We start from the raw sequence: 17,024 nt of genomic DNA, 5'->3' as shown, positions 1-17,024 counted from the left end.
TGTCGAACCGGTCGCGGTCGACCGCGACCCGGTGCGCCGATCGTGGCGGCTCATGCCGCCCGTTTCTGGTCCGGGTCGATGATGGTCACGATGTCGTCCATGATGGCGGTGACGTCATAGTCCTTGGGCGTGTAGATGCGCGCCACACCGGCGGCCAGCAGGGTGCGCTCGTCCTCCGCCGGGATGATGCCGCCGGCGACCACCGGAATATCGCCCAGGCCGGCGGCGCGCATCCGGTTCAGGACGTCCGTCACCAGGGTGACGTGCGACCCGGAGAGGATCGACAGCCCGACCACGTGCACGCTTTCCTCCAGCGCCGCGTTGACGATCTGCGCCGGGGTCAGGCGGATGCCCTCATAAACCACCTCCATGCCGGCATCGCGGGCGCGCACGGCGATCTGCTCGGCGCCGTTGGAATGTCCGTCCAGGCCCGGCTTGCCCACCAGGATCTTGACCCGCCGGCCGAGCCGGGCGGAGACGTCCTCGACCCGCTGACGCACGGCCGTCATGCGCTCGCCGGCCGTCACCTCGCTGGCGTTGCGGGCGACGCCCGTGGGGGCGCGGTACTCGCCGAAAATGTCGCGCAGCGTCTGGCCCCATTCGCCGGTCGTCACCCCGGCGTGGGCGCAGGCGATCGAGGGTTCCATGATGTTGCGGCCCTCGCGCGCCGCCGCCGCCAGGTCGGCCAGGGCGCTCTGAACAGCCGCGTCATCGCGCTGCGCGCGCCATGCCTTCAGGCCTTCGATCTGCTCGTGTTCGGCCTGCGGGTCCACGGCCATGATGGTGCCGTCGCCGGTGGACAGCGGGCTGGGCGCGCCCTCGGTGTACTTGTTGACGCCGACCACGATCATCTCGCCGGACTCAATCCCGGCCAGACGCCGCGTGTTCGATTCCACCAGCTTCTGCTTCATGTAGCTGGACTCGACGGCCGGCACGGCGCCGCCCATGGCCTCGATGCGGGCCAGTTCCTCGCGGGCCTCGGCCTTCAGGTCCTCGACCTTGCGCGTGATCTCGCTGGAGCCGTCGAAGATGTCGCCGAATTCCAGCAGGTCGGTCTCATACGCCACGATCTGTTGCAGGCGCAGCGACCACTGCTGGTCCCACGGGCGCGGCAGGCCCAGGGCCTCGTTCCAGGCGGGCAACTGCACGGCGCGCGCACGCGCGTTCTTGGACAGCACGACGGCCAGCATTTCCAGCAGAATGCGGTAGACGTTGTTCTCCGGCTGCTGCTCGGTCAGGCCCAGGCTGTTGACCTGCACACCGTACCGGAAGCGGCGGTACTTTTCGTTCTCGACGCCGTAGCGCTCGCGGCACATCTCGTCCCACAGCTCGGCAAAGGCGCGCATCTTGCACAGTTCGGTGACGAAGCGGATTCCGGCGTTGAGGAAGAAGCTGATGCGCCCGACCACCACGGGGAAGTCATCGGCCGGCACCTGGCCGGAGTCGCGCACGGTGTCGAGCACGGCACGGGCCGTGGCCAGCGCGTAGGCCAGTTCCTGCTCCGGCGTCGCGCCGGCTTCCTGCAAGTGATAGGAACAGATGTTGATGGGGTTCCACTTGGGAACCTCCTTGTAGGTGAAGGCGATGACGTCGTTGATCAGGCGCATCGAGGGCTCGGGCGGGAAGATGTAGGTGCCGCGCGAGAGGTATTCCTTGATGATGTCGTTCTGGATGGTGCCCTGGAGCTTGGACCTGTCGGCGCCCTGCTTCTCCGCCGTGGCGATGTACAGCGACAGCAGCCAGGCGGCCGGCGCGTTGATGGTCATCGACGTGTTCATCTTTTCCAGCGGGATCTGGTCGAACAGCGTCATCATGTCGCCCAGGTGGCAGATGGGCACGCCGACCTTGCCGACCTCGCCGGTGGCCAGGACATGGTCCGAATCGTAGCCGGTCTGGGTCGGCAGGTCGAAGGCCACCGACAACCCGGTCTGCCCGCGGGCCAGGTTTGTTCGGTACAACTCGTTGGAGGCCTTGGCCGAGGAGTGGCCCGAATAGGTCCGGAACAGCCAGGGCTTGTCGCGCTGCGGTGCAGCAGGCGGGGCGGGGGAATCGGGCGTGCCGGTCATGCTCGTCTCCATCAGGCCGCGACAAAAGGGTGCGGCACTCTACCAAGGGGCGCGTTATCGCAGAACAATAATTACTTTGGCCGTCGGTCAGGCGTAATTATTTATCAGTTTGTGCATTGCGATGGAAGCCTGGAGTGGGTATAGCCTTACTCTGACATCAAACGAGACCGCCGCTCTTCGCGACCGCCGCATGACCCAGCGCGGGAGTCGGCGACGACGGAAGAGAGACCAGTACAGGGAGTTCAGAGGCATGAGCAACGCCGCCGCCGAGGTCGTCGAACTGCATCCGGGCCAGGAGAAGAAGGACCTCTACGAGCTGGGCGAGATCCCGCCCCTGGGCCACGTGCCCAAGCAGATGTACGCCTGGGCCATTCGTCGCGAACGGCACGGCCCGCCGGACACGGCCATGCAGGTCGAGGTGGTGGACGTGCCGAAGCTGGAGTCGCACGAGGTCCTGGTGATGGTGATGGCCGCCGGGGTGAACTACAACGGCATCTGGGCCTCGTTGGGCGAGCCGGTCACGCCGTTCGACGTCCACAAGGCCGCGTTCCATATCGCCGGCTCCGATGCCTCGGGCATCGTCTACGCGGTGGGCTCGCAGGTGAAGCGGTGGAAGGTGGGCGACGAGGTCGTCATTCACTGCAACCAGGACGACGGTGACGACGAGGAGTGTAACGGCGGCGATCCGATGTTCTCGTCCAGCCAGCGCATCTGGGGGTATGAGACACCGGACGGTTCGTTCGCGCAGTTCACCAATGTGCAGGCGCAGCAGTTGATGGCGCGCCCGAAGCACCTGACCTGGGAAGAGAGCGCCTGCTATACCCTGACGCTGGCGACCGCCTACCGGATGCTGTTCGGCCACCGCCCGCATGTGCTGCGGCCGGGCCAGAACGTGCTGATCTGGGGCGCGTCCGGCGGCCTGGGGGCCATGGCGGTCCAGCTGTGCGCCGTTTCGGGCGCCAACGCGATTGGCGTGATCTCCGATGAGACCAAGCGCGACTTCGTCATGTCGCTGGGTGCCAAGGGTGTCATCAACCGCAAGGACTTCAACTGCTGGGGCCGCCTGCCGGACGTCAATGGCCCGGACTTCAAGGCCTACATGAAGGAATCCTACAAGTTCGGCCGGGCCGTCTGGGAGTTCACCGGCAAGGGCAACGACGTGGACATGGTGTTCGAGCACCCGGGCGAGCAGACGTTCCCCGTGTCCTGTCTGGTGGTCAAGCGGGGCGGCATGGTGGTGTTCTGCGCCGGTACCACGGGCTTCAACCTGACCTTTGATGCCCGCTTCGTCTGGATGCGCCAGAAGCGAATCCAGGGCAGCCACTTCGCCAACCTGCTGCAGGCCTCGCAGGCCAACCAGCTTGTCATCGAGCGGCGGCTGGATCCGTGCATGTCCGAGGTCTTCACCTGGGATCAGATCCCGTACGCCCATATGAAGATGTGGAAGAACGAGCACAAGCCGGGGAACATGGCCGTTATGGTCCAGGCCGTGAAGCCGGGCCGCCGTACGGTGGAAGAGTGCCTGGAGGGCTGAGGCCGGACCGCCGCACACCGGAGAGACGGAGCGCCCGGGCACGACACGCTCGGGCCGGCTGGAATGACGGGCTCAGGGGAAGACAATGCCAGGCTCTTTGATTGTTCAGGATCTTCTGTATACGTGCGAACGCGCCTACGAGACGGCACGGCAGGTGCTGGGGGCCATTCGCGACCATATCGCCAACGAGTTGAGCGTCGACGGCAAGCTGGACGCCGCCCTGATGGAACGCGAACAGCACGCCACCCATGGCTTCGCCTGGTTCGCCACCTACGTCACGGCGCTGGGCGAGATGCTGGCCTGGGGCAAGCGGCTGGAAGCCGAGGGCACGTTCGGCGAGTTGGAACAGCTCATTGTTCAGGGCGCGTTCTCGGAGTATCTGCACCAGATCTTCGGCGGCCTGCCCATGAGTCAGGGCGAGTTCGTGCGTCTGGCCGACTTCGGCATCGAGGTCCGCGAGCGCAAGGCGTTGCAGACCCCTTACACGACCCTGCTGCGCGAGCACGGCTTCACGGCCGCCTGCAAGGCGCGCATCGCCGAGTTGATGAAGGACGGGAACTTCGGGACGCTGGGCCTTGAGGACGAAACGCTGGACCTGATCCGCGACCAGTTCCGCAAGTTCGTCGACGATCAGGTGCAGCCGCACGCTCACGGCTGGCACGAGAAGGACGAACTGATCCCGATCGAGATCATCGAGCAGATGGCCGAAATGGGCGTGTTCGGCCTGACGGTGCCGGAGGAGTTCGGCGGCAGCGGCCTGGGCAAGATGGCCATGTGCGTGGTCACCGAGGAACTGTCGCGCGGCTATATCGGCGTCGGCTCGCTGGGGACGCGCTCCGAGATCGCCGCCGAGCTGATCCGCCTGGGTGGTACGGAGGAGCAGAAACAGCACTACCTGCCGAAGATCTCCTCCGGCGAAATCCTGCCGACCGCCGTGTTCACCGAGCCCAACACCGGGTCGGACCTGGGCTCCGTGCGGACCCGCGCGGTGCTGGAGGGCGACGAGTGGGTGGTGACCGGCAACAAGACCTGGATCACGCACGCCGCCCGCACCGACCTGATGACCCTGATGGCGCGCACCAACCCGGACGAGCCCGGCTACAAGGGTCTGTCCATGTTCCTGGCGCCCAAGCCGCGCGGCACCGACGCGGACCCGTTCCCGGCCGAGGGCATGAGCGGCGGCGAGATCGAGGTCCTCGGCTACCGGGGCATGAAGGAGTACGAGATCTCCTTCGACGGCTTCAAGATGCCCAAGGATGCCCTTCTGGGCGGCGTCGAGGGCCAGGGCTTCAAGCAGCTCATGGAAACCTTCGAATCGGCGCGCATTCAGACCGCCGCCCGCGCCGTCGGTGTCGCCCAGTGCGCGCTGGAAGAGGGCCTGAAGTACGCCCAGGAGCGCGTCCAGTTCGGCAAGCCGCTGTACGCGTTCCCACGCGTCCATGGCAAGCTGGCGGCCATGATGGTCGAAACCATGGTCGCGCGCCAGATCACCTACATGTCGGCGCGCGAGAAGGACAACGACCTCCGCTGCGACATCGAGGCCGGCATGGCCAAGCTGCTGGCCGCGCGGGTGGCGTGGTCGAACGCCGACAACGCGCTTCAGATCCATGGCGGCAACGGCTATGCGCTCGAGTATCCGATCAGCCGGATCCTCTGCGATGCCCGCATTCTCAATATCTTCGAGGGCGCGGCTGAGATTCAGGCTCAGGTCGTGGCGCGCGGCCTGCTGAGCGGTCGTGGCAGCGTTCAGAACCGAAAGAGCGCGGCCTGATCACCTTGCGATCTCCCGACGGCGGATGAGGTGCACTCGTCCGCCGTCGGCGTTTCTGAGTCACACATCTTTCCGCCGAAGCGGCCGCTCTTTGCCCGCGCAATGATGTGACTCGTCATTGCGAACCCTCGTCGCAAGACGAGGGTGAAGCAATCCAGAGCGGAGGACGCAATAATTCGCCCTGGATTGCCCCAGTTTTGGTTTTTTGGGCTACGCTCCTCGCAATGACGAGATGAAGAAGAAGTGTGTGACTCAGATAGTCGACTACGGGGAGGGGTTGGGGAGGGGTTCTAAATGTATTGCCCCGAATCCACCTGAAGCACCTGCCCCGTAATGCACCGCGCCGCGTCGGACAGCAGGAACAGGGCGGCGGCGGCGACGTCGTCCACCTCCGGGAGCGCGGGCAGCACGCTTTCGGCGGCGGCGCGGTCGCGCACCTCCTGGGGCAGCGCCCGCACCATGTCGGTCATCACCATGCCGGGGGCGATGGCGTTGACGGTCACCCCCTTCGGCCCCAGTTCGCGCGCCGCCGTCTTGGTCAGGGCGATCAACCCGCCCTTTGATGCCGCGTAGTTGGCCTGCCCGAACTTGCCCCGCAACCCGTTGATGGAGGCCATGTTGACGATCCGGCCGCCGCCGGCCTGGGTCATCGGCGCGGCCACGGCGCGGATCAGGTTGAAGGCCCCGGTCAGGTTCACCGCCAGCACGGTTTCCCATTCCTCGTCGCTCATGCGCGCGATGGAGCGGTCGCGCGTGATGCCTGCGTTGTTGACCAGCAGCGTCGGCGGCCGGGTGAGACCGCCCACGGCCTCGGCCACCTGAGCGCTGTCGCGGATATCGAGGGTGTGCGGCACCAAACCGGAGGCGCTTTCCTCGGGGGCGTCGCGGTCGAACACATGCACCTCGGCGCCCTGGCCGGCCAGCGCGTCGGCGATGGCCCGGCCAATGCCGCGTGCCCCACCGGTGACGATGGCCACCCGACCCTGGAAGGCCGGCCCATCGGCCCGGCCGGTCTGGGGTTCGCTCTGCATCAGCCCCGTGCCCCTCTCTCTTGACGGACGGAAAAAACGCTGGCACGCTTCAATCGTATTCACGCACCACAATGCGGGTTTAACGTGACGCGTGACCCGTGCCGTGTCAAGGCTCCGCCGATCGCCCGGCCCCAACCGCTGGAACCCCCATGACCGAACCAGATGTCCAGATCACTCCGATGACGGCCGCGCACCTGGACGCCGTCATCGCTCTCGACCGGCGCCTGACGGGCCAGTCACGCAAGGGCTTCTTCACCCGTCGCATGGCCGACAGCCAAGCCGAGGGCGGCGCGACCGTCGCCCTGGTGGCGCTCCATGGCTTGACACCGGTCGGCTACCTGCTGGCCCGCGTGCAGGACGGCGAATTCGGGGATGTCCGCGCCTCGGCGGTCATCGACGCGGTGGGCCTTGAGCCGACGTCTCGCGGGAAAGGCGTCGCCGGTGCCCTGATGACCGATCTGGAAACGCGCGCCCGGGCGCTGGGGGTGACCGAGATCCGCAGCGAGGCCGATTGGTCCGAGACGGACCTGATCCGCTTCTTCGCGGCGCGCGGGTTCGAACTGGCCCCCGACCAGGTGCTGGAACGCCCCGTGACCCCGGACCTCGAAACCGCCCATCCGTGAGGCCCATGCCATGACCCGTGCCAATCCCCTGGTCGAGCGCGCCGGCGCTCGGTCCGAAGACGCCGAAACCGACCCGCTGCTGAGCGATCCCGTGACCGTCCGTTCCATGGTCGAGGCCGACCTGCCCATGATCGTGGCCACCGACCGCCGCATCACCGGCCGCGACCGCACCGCCTACTACAGGCGCAAGGTGGCCGAGATGATGAGCGGTAGCGGTGTGCGCCTGTCCCTGGTCGCCGAGATCGACGGCCAGTTCGCGGGCTTCGTGATGGCCCGGGTGGACTACGGCGACTTCGGCCGCATCGAGACGACGGCGGTGCTGGACACCATCGGCGTGGTGCCGCTGTTCAACCGGCGCGGCATCGGACGCGCCCTGCTGGCGCAGCTCATGCGCAATCTGTCGTCGCTGCGGGTGGACCGCGTCGTCACGCGCCTGGCCTGGGACGACATCGGTCTGCGGGCGTTCCTGATCGACCTGGGCTTCGCGCCGCGCCCGCGCCTGTCGTTTACCCGCAGGCTGGACTGAGCGCCGTCCGGTGCCCGGGAGAGCGCAATGGCTTTGGCGCGACGCAAAAAGCCCGTATTCCGGCGGTAAGCGAGGCGAGTTTGACCCTCCCAAGGCGGTTTAGCCCATCAACTGGCAATATGGTGCTTGAATGCGCATTTAGCCGCAGGTATCGTATGGGCATCCTCGCGGCCATCCTGTGGGCGGCGTTCCGGTGAGGGGAAGGCCAGCCGGAGACGCGGACGTACCGATGGACCGGGGGGACCGCAAAACAACAAAGAACGCGTTGAAGCGGCGTTCGTCGCCCGTTCGTGAGGTCCGGGACGGGCACGAGCGGGCCGGGACACCGGGCGAGCCGCACCACAACGACACAATTCACTTCGGGAGGGAAACGTCATGTCTGGTATCCGGTTCACCCCCAGCCGCCGCGCCGTTCTGGGCGGCGCCGCTGCCGCCGCCACGATGGCCGGCCTGCCCCGGTTCGCCATCGGCTCAACGCCGCGCGTCAAGGTCGGCTTCATGCTGCCCTACAGCGGCACCTACGCCAAGCTGGGCAACAACATCACCGACGGCTTCATGCTGCGCATGGCGGAACTGGGCGGAACCCTTGGCGGCGCCGAGGTCGAATTCGTGCGCGTCGACGACGAGTCCGCCCCGCCCAAGGCCGTCGACAACGTCACCGAGTTGGTTCTCAAGGAAGAGGTCGACGTCGTCGTGGGCACCGTCCACTCGGGCGTGGTGCAGGCGATGGCGCCCATCGTGCGCGAGGAAGGCACGCTGACCATCGTGCCGAATGCCGGCGCCAACCGCATTACCCGTGAGCTGTGCGCCCCCAACATCTTCCGGACCTCGTTCTCCAACTGGCAGCCGAACTACCCGTGCGGCGACGTGGTCCTGAAGGACGGGCACCGCAACGTGGCGCTGATCACCTGGAACTACGCGGCCGGCCTGGAAATGATGGAGGCCTTCAAGGAGTCCTTCACCGCCGGCGGCGGCACGGTCGCCAAGGAGTTCCTGCTCGACTTCCCGCGCGACGAGTTCCAGGCCTACCTGACCGAGATCGCCGCCATGAAGCCCGACGCGGTGTTCGCCTTCTTCTCCGGCGGTGGGGCGCTGAAGTTCATCAAGGACTACGCGGCCGCCGGTCTGCATGGCCAGATCCCGCTGTATGGGCCGGGCTTCCTGACCGAGGGCGTGCTGGGCGGCGCCGGTGACGCGGCCGAGGGGATCAAGACGACGCTGCACTATTCGGTCGCGCTCGACAATCCGCTCAACATGAAGTTCCGCGAGGACTTCCAGGCCAACACGGGGCGGGAGTCCGACGTGTTCGCCGTCCAGGGCTATGACACCGCCACCCTGCTGGCGAAGGGCCTGGAGGCCGTTCAGGGCGACATTTCGGCCAAGAGCGACCTGTTCGCCGCCATGGAGGCCGCCGAGATCGAAAGCCCGCGCGGCACGTTTCGCATGTCGAAGGCGCACAACCCGATCCAGGACATTTACCTGCGGGAGGTCCGCAACGGCCAGGACCACATCCTGGGCGTCGCCGCCGAGGATGTGGAGGACCCGGCCACGGGCTGCGCGCTCTGAACCCGGAGGGGCCGACGCGTCGCGCGCGGCCGTCGGCCCTCATTCCCTCTCGGATCACCATTCCTGGTCTTCCTGGCACCGGCGGGGGCGCGGGCATCGCATGGACGCGGACTACACTTATTATTTGATTCAGGCTATGAACGGGATCCAGTACGGGTTCCTGCTGTTCCTGGTGGCCAGCGGTCTGACGCTCATCTTCGGAATCATGGGCATCGTCAACCTGGCCCATGGCGCCTTTTACATGGTGGGGGCCTATCTGGCGTTCTGGCTGGCCGGGGCGACGGGGAACTTTTTTCTCGGGGTGGCCATCGGCGTGCCGATCAGCGTCCTGCTCGGCCTGCTGCTGGAGCGGCTGGGGTTCGTCCATCTGTACCACCGCGACCACCTGCTGCAGGTGCTGTTCACCTTCGGGATGATCCTGGTGATCGGGGAACTGATCACCATCCTGTGGGGCGACGACGTGCATGGGGTGGACGTGCCGGCCGTATTGGCCGGATCAATCCCGCTGACCGACACCCAGGCCTATCCGGTCTACCGGCTGTTCATCTCCGCCGCGTGTATCGCCACGGCGCTCGGGCTGCTGGCGCTGATCCGCTACACCCGTCTGGGCATGATGATCCGCGCCAGCGCCTCCAACCGCGAGATGGTGGAACTGATGGGGGTCGACGTGAACCGGCTGTTCATGGCCGTGTTCGGCCTGGGGGTGGGGTTGGCCGTGTTCGCCGGCATGATCGCCGCGCCCGTCAATTCCGTCTATCCGACCATGGGCGACGATATCCTGATCATGTCGTTCGTCGTCGTCGTGGTCGGCGGGGTGGGGTCGATCCAGGGGGCCTTTTGGGGCGCCATGCTGATCGGGCTGGCGGACACCTTCGGCGCCGTGTTCGTGCCCGAGGCCGCCGGCGTGGTGGTCTATGCCCTGATGGCGCTGGTGCTGGTCTGGCGGCCGAGCGGCCTGTTCGCGCCACGGTGACGGGTCATGACGCCTCGCTTCCCCTCATCGCCACTGTCACCGTCCCTGGTTCTGCCGCTGCTGTTCGTGGTCGTGGCGGTGGCGCTCGCCTTCTACCCCTTGGTCGGCGAAACCTTCTACGTCCGTCTGATGGCCAAGATCATCGTCCTGGGCATCCTGGCCATGAGTCTGGATCTGCTGGTCGGCTACACCGGCTTGGTGAGCCTGGGGCACGCGGCCTTTTCGGGCGCCGCCGGGTACATCACCGCCACCCTGATCCTGAAGGCCGGGGTGACGGACATGGCGTTGCTGCTGCCGGCCTCGCTGGCGGTCTCGGCGCTGCTGGCGCTGGTGATCGGCTGGATCAGCGTGCGCACCTCCGGCATCTACTTCATCATGATCACGCTGGCCCTGGGCCAGATGACCTACCTGTTCTTCCACGACGTGTCGTACTGGGGCGGGACCGACGGCGTCACCGTCTGGGACAAGCCGGTGCTGGCGGTGGGTGGCCTGACGCTGCTCGACCTGTCCGACCGCACGGTCTTCTACTACACCGCCTGGGCCTGCCTGGTGGCGGTGTACGCGCTGCTGTGGCTGCTGATGCAGGCACCGTTCGGGCAGATCGTGCGTGGCGTGCGCATCAACCCGGGCCGGACGCGGGCGCTGGGCCACGACGTGCAGCGCTATCAGCTCGCGGTGTTCGTCATCGCCGGCACGGTGGCCGGGCTGGCCGGGTTCCTGGAGGTCGCCCGCAGCGGCTTCATCAGCCCGGCCCACCTGGGCTGGCACGAGTCCGCCATGGTGCTGATCATCGTCATCCTGGGCGGCATGGGGACTCTGGTGGGGCCGGTCATCGGCGCGCTGACCCTGGTGCTGCTGGAGGACTGGGTCGCCGACCTGACCAGTCATTGGAAGCTGGCCGTCGGCCTGTTCGTCATCGCCGTGGTGCTGTTCCTGCCGAATGGCCTGGTCAGTCTGCTCACGCGGGGGGCGGGGCCGCCCTGGCTCCGGCGCCGACGGGCCGCGCCGGCCGAGGCGGAGGGCGGCGACGATGGCTGAGCCGATCCTGGAAACCCGCGCCCTGACCCGGCGGTTTGGCGGCCTGCGGGCGGTGAACAACGCCTCGATCGCCTTCGACGAGGGGGTGGTTCACGCCATCATCGGTCCCAACGGCGCGGGCAAGACGACGGCGATCAATCTGTTGTCCGGCGACCTGCCGCCCACCAGCGGCACCATTCGGTTCCGGGGGCGGGACATCACCGCGCGGCCCGTGCAGCGGCGCGTGCGTATGGGCATCGGCCGCAGCTATCAGAAGACCAACATCCTGCCCGAGCTGACCTGCCTGGACAATTGCCGCCTGGGCGCGCTGTCCCGGCTGCCGGGCGGGCTGGCCCGCATCCGGCCCTCGCGCGCCGCCCGCCGCCAGGTCCAGGCGCGGGCCGAGCACGCCCTGGCGCTGTGCGGGCTGGAGGCCCGCGCCGGCACCGTCGCCGCCACCCTCAGCCACGGCGAGAAACGCCAGCTTGAAATCGGCATGATGATGGCCACCGAGCCGACCCTGCTGCTGCTCGACGAGCCTCTGGCGGGAATGGGGCAGGAGGAATCGCGGCGGGTCACGGACCTGCTGCGGCGACTGGCCGCCGACCACACCATGATCCTGATCGAGCACGACATGGACGCGGTTTTCGCCATCGCCGAGCGCATCACGGTGATGGTCAACGGCGCCGTGCTGGAAACGGGGTCGGTCGAGCGGATCCGCGCCAGCGCCACCGTCCGCGAGGCCTACCTGGGCGAGGAGGCGGAGCCATGACGGAGACGCCGCCGATCCTTGAGGGCGACGGGCTGCACACGCACATCGGCTCCAGCCACATCCTGCACGGGGTGTCGCTGCGGGTGGAACGCGGCGAGGTGGTGTGCCTGCTGGGCCGCAACGGCATGGGCAAGACGACCACGCTGCGCACGCTGCTGGGCCTGCTGCGGCCGACCCACGGCGCGGTGCGGGTCAACGGCCGGGTCATGACGGGGGCACCGCCCAAGGCCATCGTTCGCCAGGGCATCGCCGTGGTGCCGGAGGGGCGGGGCGTGTTCCCCAACCTGACGGTGCGGGAGAACCTGGTGATGGCGGCGCGTCCTGGCCTGGACGGCCGCCGCGACTGGACCCTGGAGCGGGTGCTCGACACCTTTCCGCGCCTGGCCGAGCGCATCGGCAGTCTGGGTGACCGCCTGTCGGGGGGCGAGCAGCAGATGGTCTCGATCGGCCGGGCGCTGATGACCAATCCGGACCTGCTCATCATGGACGAGGCCACCGAGGGGCTGGCCCCGCTGATCCGCAAGGAGATCTGGGCGGTCATCCGGACGGTCCGTGAGTCCGGCATCGCTGCCCTTCTGGTGGACAAGAACGTCAAGGACCTACTGGCCTTCAGCGACCGGGCCATGGTCATGGTCAAGGGCCGCATTGTCATGGCGGGCGCCGCCGCCGAGATCGCGCGGGACCAGGACGCCCTGACCCGGCACCTGAGCCTTTAGAGACCGGGCAGCGGAGGGGGTACAGCGTATGGTGGAGGTACGGACACCGACACTGACCGTCGATCCGGCGACGTCGCCCGCGACCATTCGCTTTGGTCCGGGCTTCAATGTCGCCGTGCCCTTCATCGACCGCCACCTGGAGGAGGGGCGGGGCGACAGGACCGCGTACCTCACGACGACCGGCCGCACCGTCACCTATGCCGACCTGGCCGCCGGGGTGAACCGCTGCGGCAACGTCCTGCGGGGGCAGGGACTGAACCCGGGCGCGCGGGTCATTCTGGTGGTCAAGGACTGCCCGGAGTTCCTGTTCCTGTTCTGGGGCGCCATCAAGGCCGGTCTGGTTCCGGTACCGCTCAACACCCTGCTGCGGACGGCGGATTATCGGGGGATCATCGAGGACTCCGGGTGCGCGGCCGTGATCTGGAGCCCCGAATTCGCCGGCGAGGTGGTCCCCGCCGTGCAGGCCGCCGACCCGGGACCGGCGGTGGCGCTGCCGGTCGAGGGCGAGGGGCGCACGCTGCTGTCGCTGATGGACGCCGCCGCCGACACCCTGGCGGCCGAGCCGGCCGACGCGATGGACCCGTGCTTCTGGCTCTACTCGTCCGGCTCGACCGGGCGGCCCAAGGGTGCGGTGCATCGCCACCGCGACATGGTCGTCACCAGCCAGTGGTTCGGGCGCGAGGTGCTGGGCGTCGGTCCCGAGGATCTGACGTTCTCGGCCTCCAAGCTGTTCTTCGCCTACGGGCTGGGCAACGCGGCCACCGTGCCGCTGTGGACCGGGTCTCCGGCGGTGCTGTTGGACGAAAAGCCGACGCCGGTGAATACCCTGGCCGTCATCGAACGCTTCCGGCCCACCGTCTACTACGGCGTGCCGACCCTGTACGCCGCCCAGCTTCAGGCGCTGGAGACCACGCACGCCGACCTGTCGTCGCTGCGGCTGTGCTTCTCGGCCGGGGAACCCCTGCCGGCCGAGATCTTCCGCCGCTGGCGGGCGCGCACCGGGCTGACGATCCTGGACGGCATCGGCTCCACCGAGGCGTTGCATATCTTCCTTTGCAGCCGGCCCGGCGACGCCCAGCCCGGCAGCAGCGGTCGGCCGGTACCCGGCTATGACGTGCGCATCGTCGACGACACCGACGCCGAGGTGCCGGCGGGCGAGGTCGGCCGCCTGCAGGTGAAAGGCTGGTCGACGGCCGCGTGTTACTGGAACAACCCGGAGCAGACCGCCGCCACCATGCGCGGTGAGTGGCTGGACACGGGCGACACCTTCCGCCGCGACGCGGACGGCCGCTATCAATACTGCGGTCGCAGCAACGACATGCTGAAGGTGGGCGGCATCTGGTGTTCGCCGATCGAGATCGAGAACCGCATCGTCACCCATCCCGACGTTCTGGAGGCCGCCGTCGTCGGTCGGGAGGACTCCGACGGCCTGGTCAAGCCGGAGGCCTGGGTGGTGCTGCGCGACGGCGTGCGTGAGAGCGACCGCCTGCGCGAGGCCCTGGTGCGGCACTGCAAGGACGGGCTGGCGCCCTACAAATATCCCCGCTGCATCCACTTTCTGGACGATCTGCCGAAGACCGCCACCGGCAAGATCCAGCGCTTCCGTTTGCGCCAGATGGCGGCCGCGGAGACCTCCGATCCCAAACGACAGGACAGCCCATGACGTCGGTTCTTGACCTCACCGTGAATGGCCGCGCGCGGCAGGATCTGGTGGAGGACTCCGCCCTGCTGTTGGACTACCTGCGCGACGTGGCCGGCCTGACCGGCACCAAGCAGGGCTGCGACGGCGGCGAGTGCGGCGCCTGCACGGTGCTGGTGGACGACCGCCCGCGTCTCGCGTGCTCGACGTTGGCGCATCAGGTGGCCGGCCGGCGCGTGGAAACCATCGAGGGACAGGCCAAACGCGGCCGCATGAGTCGCCTGCAAACCGCCTTTCACGAACGCCTGGGCACCCAGTGCGGCTATTGCACCCCGGGCATGATCATGGCCGCCGAGGGCCTGTTGCGCCGCGACCCGGCACCGTCGCCGGAGGCGATCCGCGAGGCCCTGTCCGGCAACCTGTGCCGCTGCACCGGGTACGTGAAGATCATCGAGTCCGTCCAGGCCGCTGCAACCGAGGAGGCCGCGCCATGACCGTTCTTCCCCCCAAGGGCGGCATCGGGGTGCCGACGCCGCTGGTGGACGGCATCGAGAAGGTGACCGGCCGCGCCCGCTACACCGCCGACCTGCGGCCCGCCGATGCGCTGGCGGGGGCGATCCTGCGCAGCCCGGTGTCCCACGGCATCCTGCGCGGCGTCGACACAACGGCGGCCGAGGCGCTGCCCGGCGTGCTGGCGGTGGTCACCGGCGCCGACTGCGCCGTTCCCTTCGGCGTGCTGCCCATCGCGCGGAACGAATACCCCTTGGCGCGGGATCGGGTACGCTATCGCGGCGAGCCGATCGCCGCCGTGGCCGCCGTGGATGACCGCACGGCCGCCCAGGCGCTGGCGTTGATTCGCGCCGACATCGCTCCGCTGCCGGCGGTGTTTGAAAGCGCCAAGGCACGAGGCCCCAAGGCGCCGCTCCTGCACGACGACAAGCCCGGCAACATCGAGCGCGAGGTGCACCAGTCGTTCGGCGACGTGGAGGCCGGGTTCGCCGCCGCCGCCCTGGTGCGCGAGGGCACCTTCACCTTCGCCGAGGTGAACCACGTCCACCTGGAGCCCAACGCCACGCTGGCCGAGTACGACCCGGAACGCGACCGGTTGACGCTGCACACGACGACCCAGGTGCCGTACTACGTGCACCTGACCGTGGCCCAGTGCCTGGAGGTGGACACCGCGCGCATCCGTGTGGTGAAGCCGTTCCTGGGCGGCGGCTTTGGCGCCCGCACCGAGGCGCTGGGCTTCGAGGTCATCGCCGCTCTGCTGGCGCGCAAGGCCGGCGGCACAGTGTTCCTGCCGTTGTCGCGCGAGGACACCTTCCTGACCCATCGCGGCCGGCCGCAGGCCGACATTACGCTGAAGCTGGGCCTGACGGCCGACGGCCGGCTGACCGCCTGCGCCGCCACCTGCGTGCAGCGGGGCGGCGCCTATGCCGGCTATGGCATCATCACCATCCTGTATGCCGGCGCGTTGCTGCATGGCCTGTATGACATCCCGGCTGTCACCTACGACGGCTGGCGCGTCTACACCAACCTGCCGCCGTGCGGGGCCATGCGCGGTCACGGCACCGTGGACATGCGCGCGGCGTTCGAGGCGCTGTTGGACGAGATGGCGGCGGACCTGGGGCTCGACCCCTTCGCCGTGCGGCGCGTCAACCTGCTGACCGCGCCCGCCACGACCCTGATGGGCCAGAAGGTCCTGAGCAACGGTCTTGCCGAGTGCCTGGATTGGGTCGAGCGGGCCTCCGGCTGGCACAAGCGGCGCGGAAGCCTGCCGCCTGGGCGGGGCCTGGGCATGGCGTGCTCGCACTACGTCTCCGGCACCTCCAAGCCCAAGCACTGGACCGGCGAACCGCACGCCGTCATCAATCTGAAGCTGGATTTCGACGGCGCCATCACCATCCTGACCGGCGCCTCCGACATCGGCCAGGGGTCGTCCACCGTGGTTGCCCAGGTGGTCGGCGAGGTGCTGGGCTGCGACCCTGGCCGGCTGCGGGTGATCAGCAGCGATAGCGCGGTGACCCCCAAGGACAACGGCAGCTATTCGTCCCGCGTAACCTTCATGGTCGGCAACGCCACCATCCAGGCGGCGGAGAGTCTGAAAGCCATTCTGGTCGAGGCCGCCGCGCGCCGGCTGGACGCCGCGCCCGACCAGATCGAATGCCTGGGCGAGACCTTCCGCGTGGCCGGCATCCAGGACACCGGCCTGTCGTTCGGCGACGTGGTGCGCGAGGCTTTGATCGACACCGGCACCATCACCGTCAAGGGCACGTTCACCTGCCCTGTCGAGTTCCAGGGCGACAAGGCCATCCGGGGCAGCGCCATCGGCGCCTCCATGGGCTTTTCGTACGCCGCCCAGGTCGCGGAATGCTCGGTCGACCCGGTGACCGGCCGGGTCACGGTCCACAAACTCTGGGTCGCCGCCGACGTCGGCCGAGCCATCAATCCCCTGGCCGTCGAGGGGCAGATCCAGGGTGCCGCCTGGATGGGCGTGGGTCAGGCCCTGTCGGAGGAAACCAACTGGCGCGACGGACGCGGCATCGCCACCAACCTGCTCGACTACCGTGTGCCGACGACCGCCGACAGCCCGGAGATCGAGGTCCATATCGTGGAGAGCCTGGACCCCAATGGACCCTTCGGCGCCAAGGAGGCCAGCGAGGGGCCGTTGGCCGGCAGCATCGCCGCCATCATGAACGCCGTCCACGACGCCACCGGCGTCCGCGCCCGCGCCCTGCCGCTGAGCCCCGAGCGGGTGTTCGAGCTTTTTGCGCCAAACGGAGCCTGACG

Annotated in this window: 14 protein-coding genes; 12 read left to right on the top strand and 2 right to left on the bottom strand. The window is 68.1% G+C overall.

Features of this window, described 5'->3' with window-relative positions; all coding sequences use genetic code 11:
* Positions 1-50: 50 nt before the first annotated feature.
* Positions 51-2,066 carry a protein meaA gene (locus Q0309_RS14600; RefSeq protein WP_366940632.1) on the bottom strand — a complete coding sequence of 672 codons (2,016 nt, stop codon included), beginning with the start codon at positions 2,064-2,066 and terminating at the stop codon, positions 51-53.
* Positions 2,067-2,316: 250 nt separating this feature from the next.
* On the opposite strand from Q0309_RS14600, the gene ccrA reads away from it, so the two are divergent.
* The gene (ccrA, locus tag Q0309_RS14595; RefSeq protein WP_299442649.1) at positions 2,317-3,600 is read left to right on the top strand and encodes a crotonyl-CoA carboxylase/reductase; all 1,284 of its coding nucleotides are present in this window, start codon (positions 2,317-2,319) and stop codon (positions 3,598-3,600) included.
* 85 nt (positions 3,601-3,685) lie between these two features.
* Positions 3,686-5,371, top strand: a complete 1,686-nt coding sequence (locus Q0309_RS14590) for an acyl-CoA dehydrogenase family protein (RefSeq protein WP_299442645.1) — start codon at positions 3,686-3,688, stop codon at positions 5,369-5,371.
* A 290-nt stretch (positions 5,372-5,661) separates the two neighbouring features.
* On the opposite strand, the gene Q0309_RS14585 is transcribed toward Q0309_RS14590, so the two are convergent.
* Positions 5,662-6,402, bottom strand: a complete 741-nt coding sequence (locus tag Q0309_RS14585) for an SDR family NAD(P)-dependent oxidoreductase (protein WP_299442642.1) — start codon at positions 6,400-6,402, stop codon at positions 5,662-5,664.
* 149 nt (positions 6,403-6,551) lie between these two features.
* Here Q0309_RS14585 and Q0309_RS14580 point away from each other — a divergent pair, with 149 nt between their 5' ends.
* The 10 genes from Q0309_RS14580 (at position 6,552) to hcrA (ending at position 17,022) form a co-directional block, all read left to right on the top strand.
* The gene (locus tag Q0309_RS14580; protein WP_299442639.1) at positions 6,552-7,025 is read left to right on the top strand and encodes a GNAT family N-acetyltransferase; all 474 of its coding nucleotides are present in this window, start codon (positions 6,552-6,554) and stop codon (positions 7,023-7,025) included.
* Positions 7,026-7,035: 10 nt separating this feature from the next.
* Complete coding sequence (locus Q0309_RS14575) at positions 7,036-7,551, top strand: GNAT family N-acetyltransferase (RefSeq protein WP_299442636.1); 516 nt, start codon at positions 7,036-7,038, stop codon at positions 7,549-7,551.
* A gap of 375 nt (positions 7,552-7,926) precedes the next feature.
* A complete protein-coding gene (locus tag Q0309_RS14570; RefSeq protein WP_299442633.1) occupies positions 7,927-9,117 on the top strand; it encodes an ABC transporter substrate-binding protein in 1,191 nt (396 codons plus the stop codon).
* A gap of 136 nt (positions 9,118-9,253) precedes the next feature.
* Positions 9,254-10,090 carry a branched-chain amino acid ABC transporter permease gene (locus tag Q0309_RS14565; RefSeq protein WP_299442631.1) on the top strand — a complete coding sequence of 279 codons (837 nt, stop codon included), beginning with the start codon at positions 9,254-9,256 and terminating at the stop codon, positions 10,088-10,090.
* 6 nt (positions 10,091-10,096) lie between these two features.
* The gene (locus Q0309_RS14560; protein ID WP_299442628.1) at positions 10,097-11,128 is read left to right on the top strand and encodes a branched-chain amino acid ABC transporter permease; all 1,032 of its coding nucleotides are present in this window, start codon (positions 10,097-10,099) and stop codon (positions 11,126-11,128) included.
* Entirely contained in the window at positions 11,121-11,879 is a 759-nt protein-coding gene (locus Q0309_RS14555; RefSeq protein WP_299442625.1) for an ABC transporter ATP-binding protein, read from the top strand. The genes Q0309_RS14560 and Q0309_RS14555 overlap by 8 nt, the downstream gene beginning before the upstream one ends.
* The gene (locus tag Q0309_RS14550; RefSeq protein WP_299442622.1) at positions 11,876-12,595 is read left to right on the top strand and encodes an ABC transporter ATP-binding protein; all 720 of its coding nucleotides are present in this window, start codon (positions 11,876-11,878) and stop codon (positions 12,593-12,595) included. Before Q0309_RS14555 ends, Q0309_RS14550 begins: the two co-directional genes overlap by 4 nt.
* A 28-nt stretch (positions 12,596-12,623) precedes the next feature.
* Positions 12,624-14,258: a benzoate-CoA ligase family protein gene (locus Q0309_RS14545; RefSeq protein ID WP_299442619.1), complete on the top strand. Its 1,635-nt coding sequence runs from the start codon at positions 12,624-12,626 to the stop codon at positions 14,256-14,258.
* Positions 14,255-14,728, top strand: coding sequence for a 4-hydroxybenzoyl-CoA reductase subunit gamma (hcrC, locus tag Q0309_RS14540; RefSeq protein ID WP_299442616.1), 474 nt, complete (start codon positions 14,255-14,257; stop codon positions 14,726-14,728). Before Q0309_RS14545 ends, hcrC begins: the two co-directional genes overlap by 4 nt.
* Positions 14,725-17,022, top strand: a complete 2,298-nt coding sequence (gene hcrA / locus Q0309_RS14535; protein WP_299442613.1) for a 4-hydroxybenzoyl-CoA reductase subunit alpha — start codon at positions 14,725-14,727, stop codon at positions 17,020-17,022. Before hcrC ends, hcrA begins: the two co-directional genes overlap by 4 nt.
* Positions 17,023-17,024: the final 2 nt, after the last annotated feature.

The organism is uncultured Rhodospira sp. (genome assembly GCF_937138205.1).
In the GTDB taxonomy this organism is placed as follows: Bacteria; Pseudomonadota; Alphaproteobacteria; order Rhodospirillales; family Rhodospirillaceae; genus Rhodospira.
This window is presented reverse-complemented; position numbering and strand designations above follow the sequence as displayed.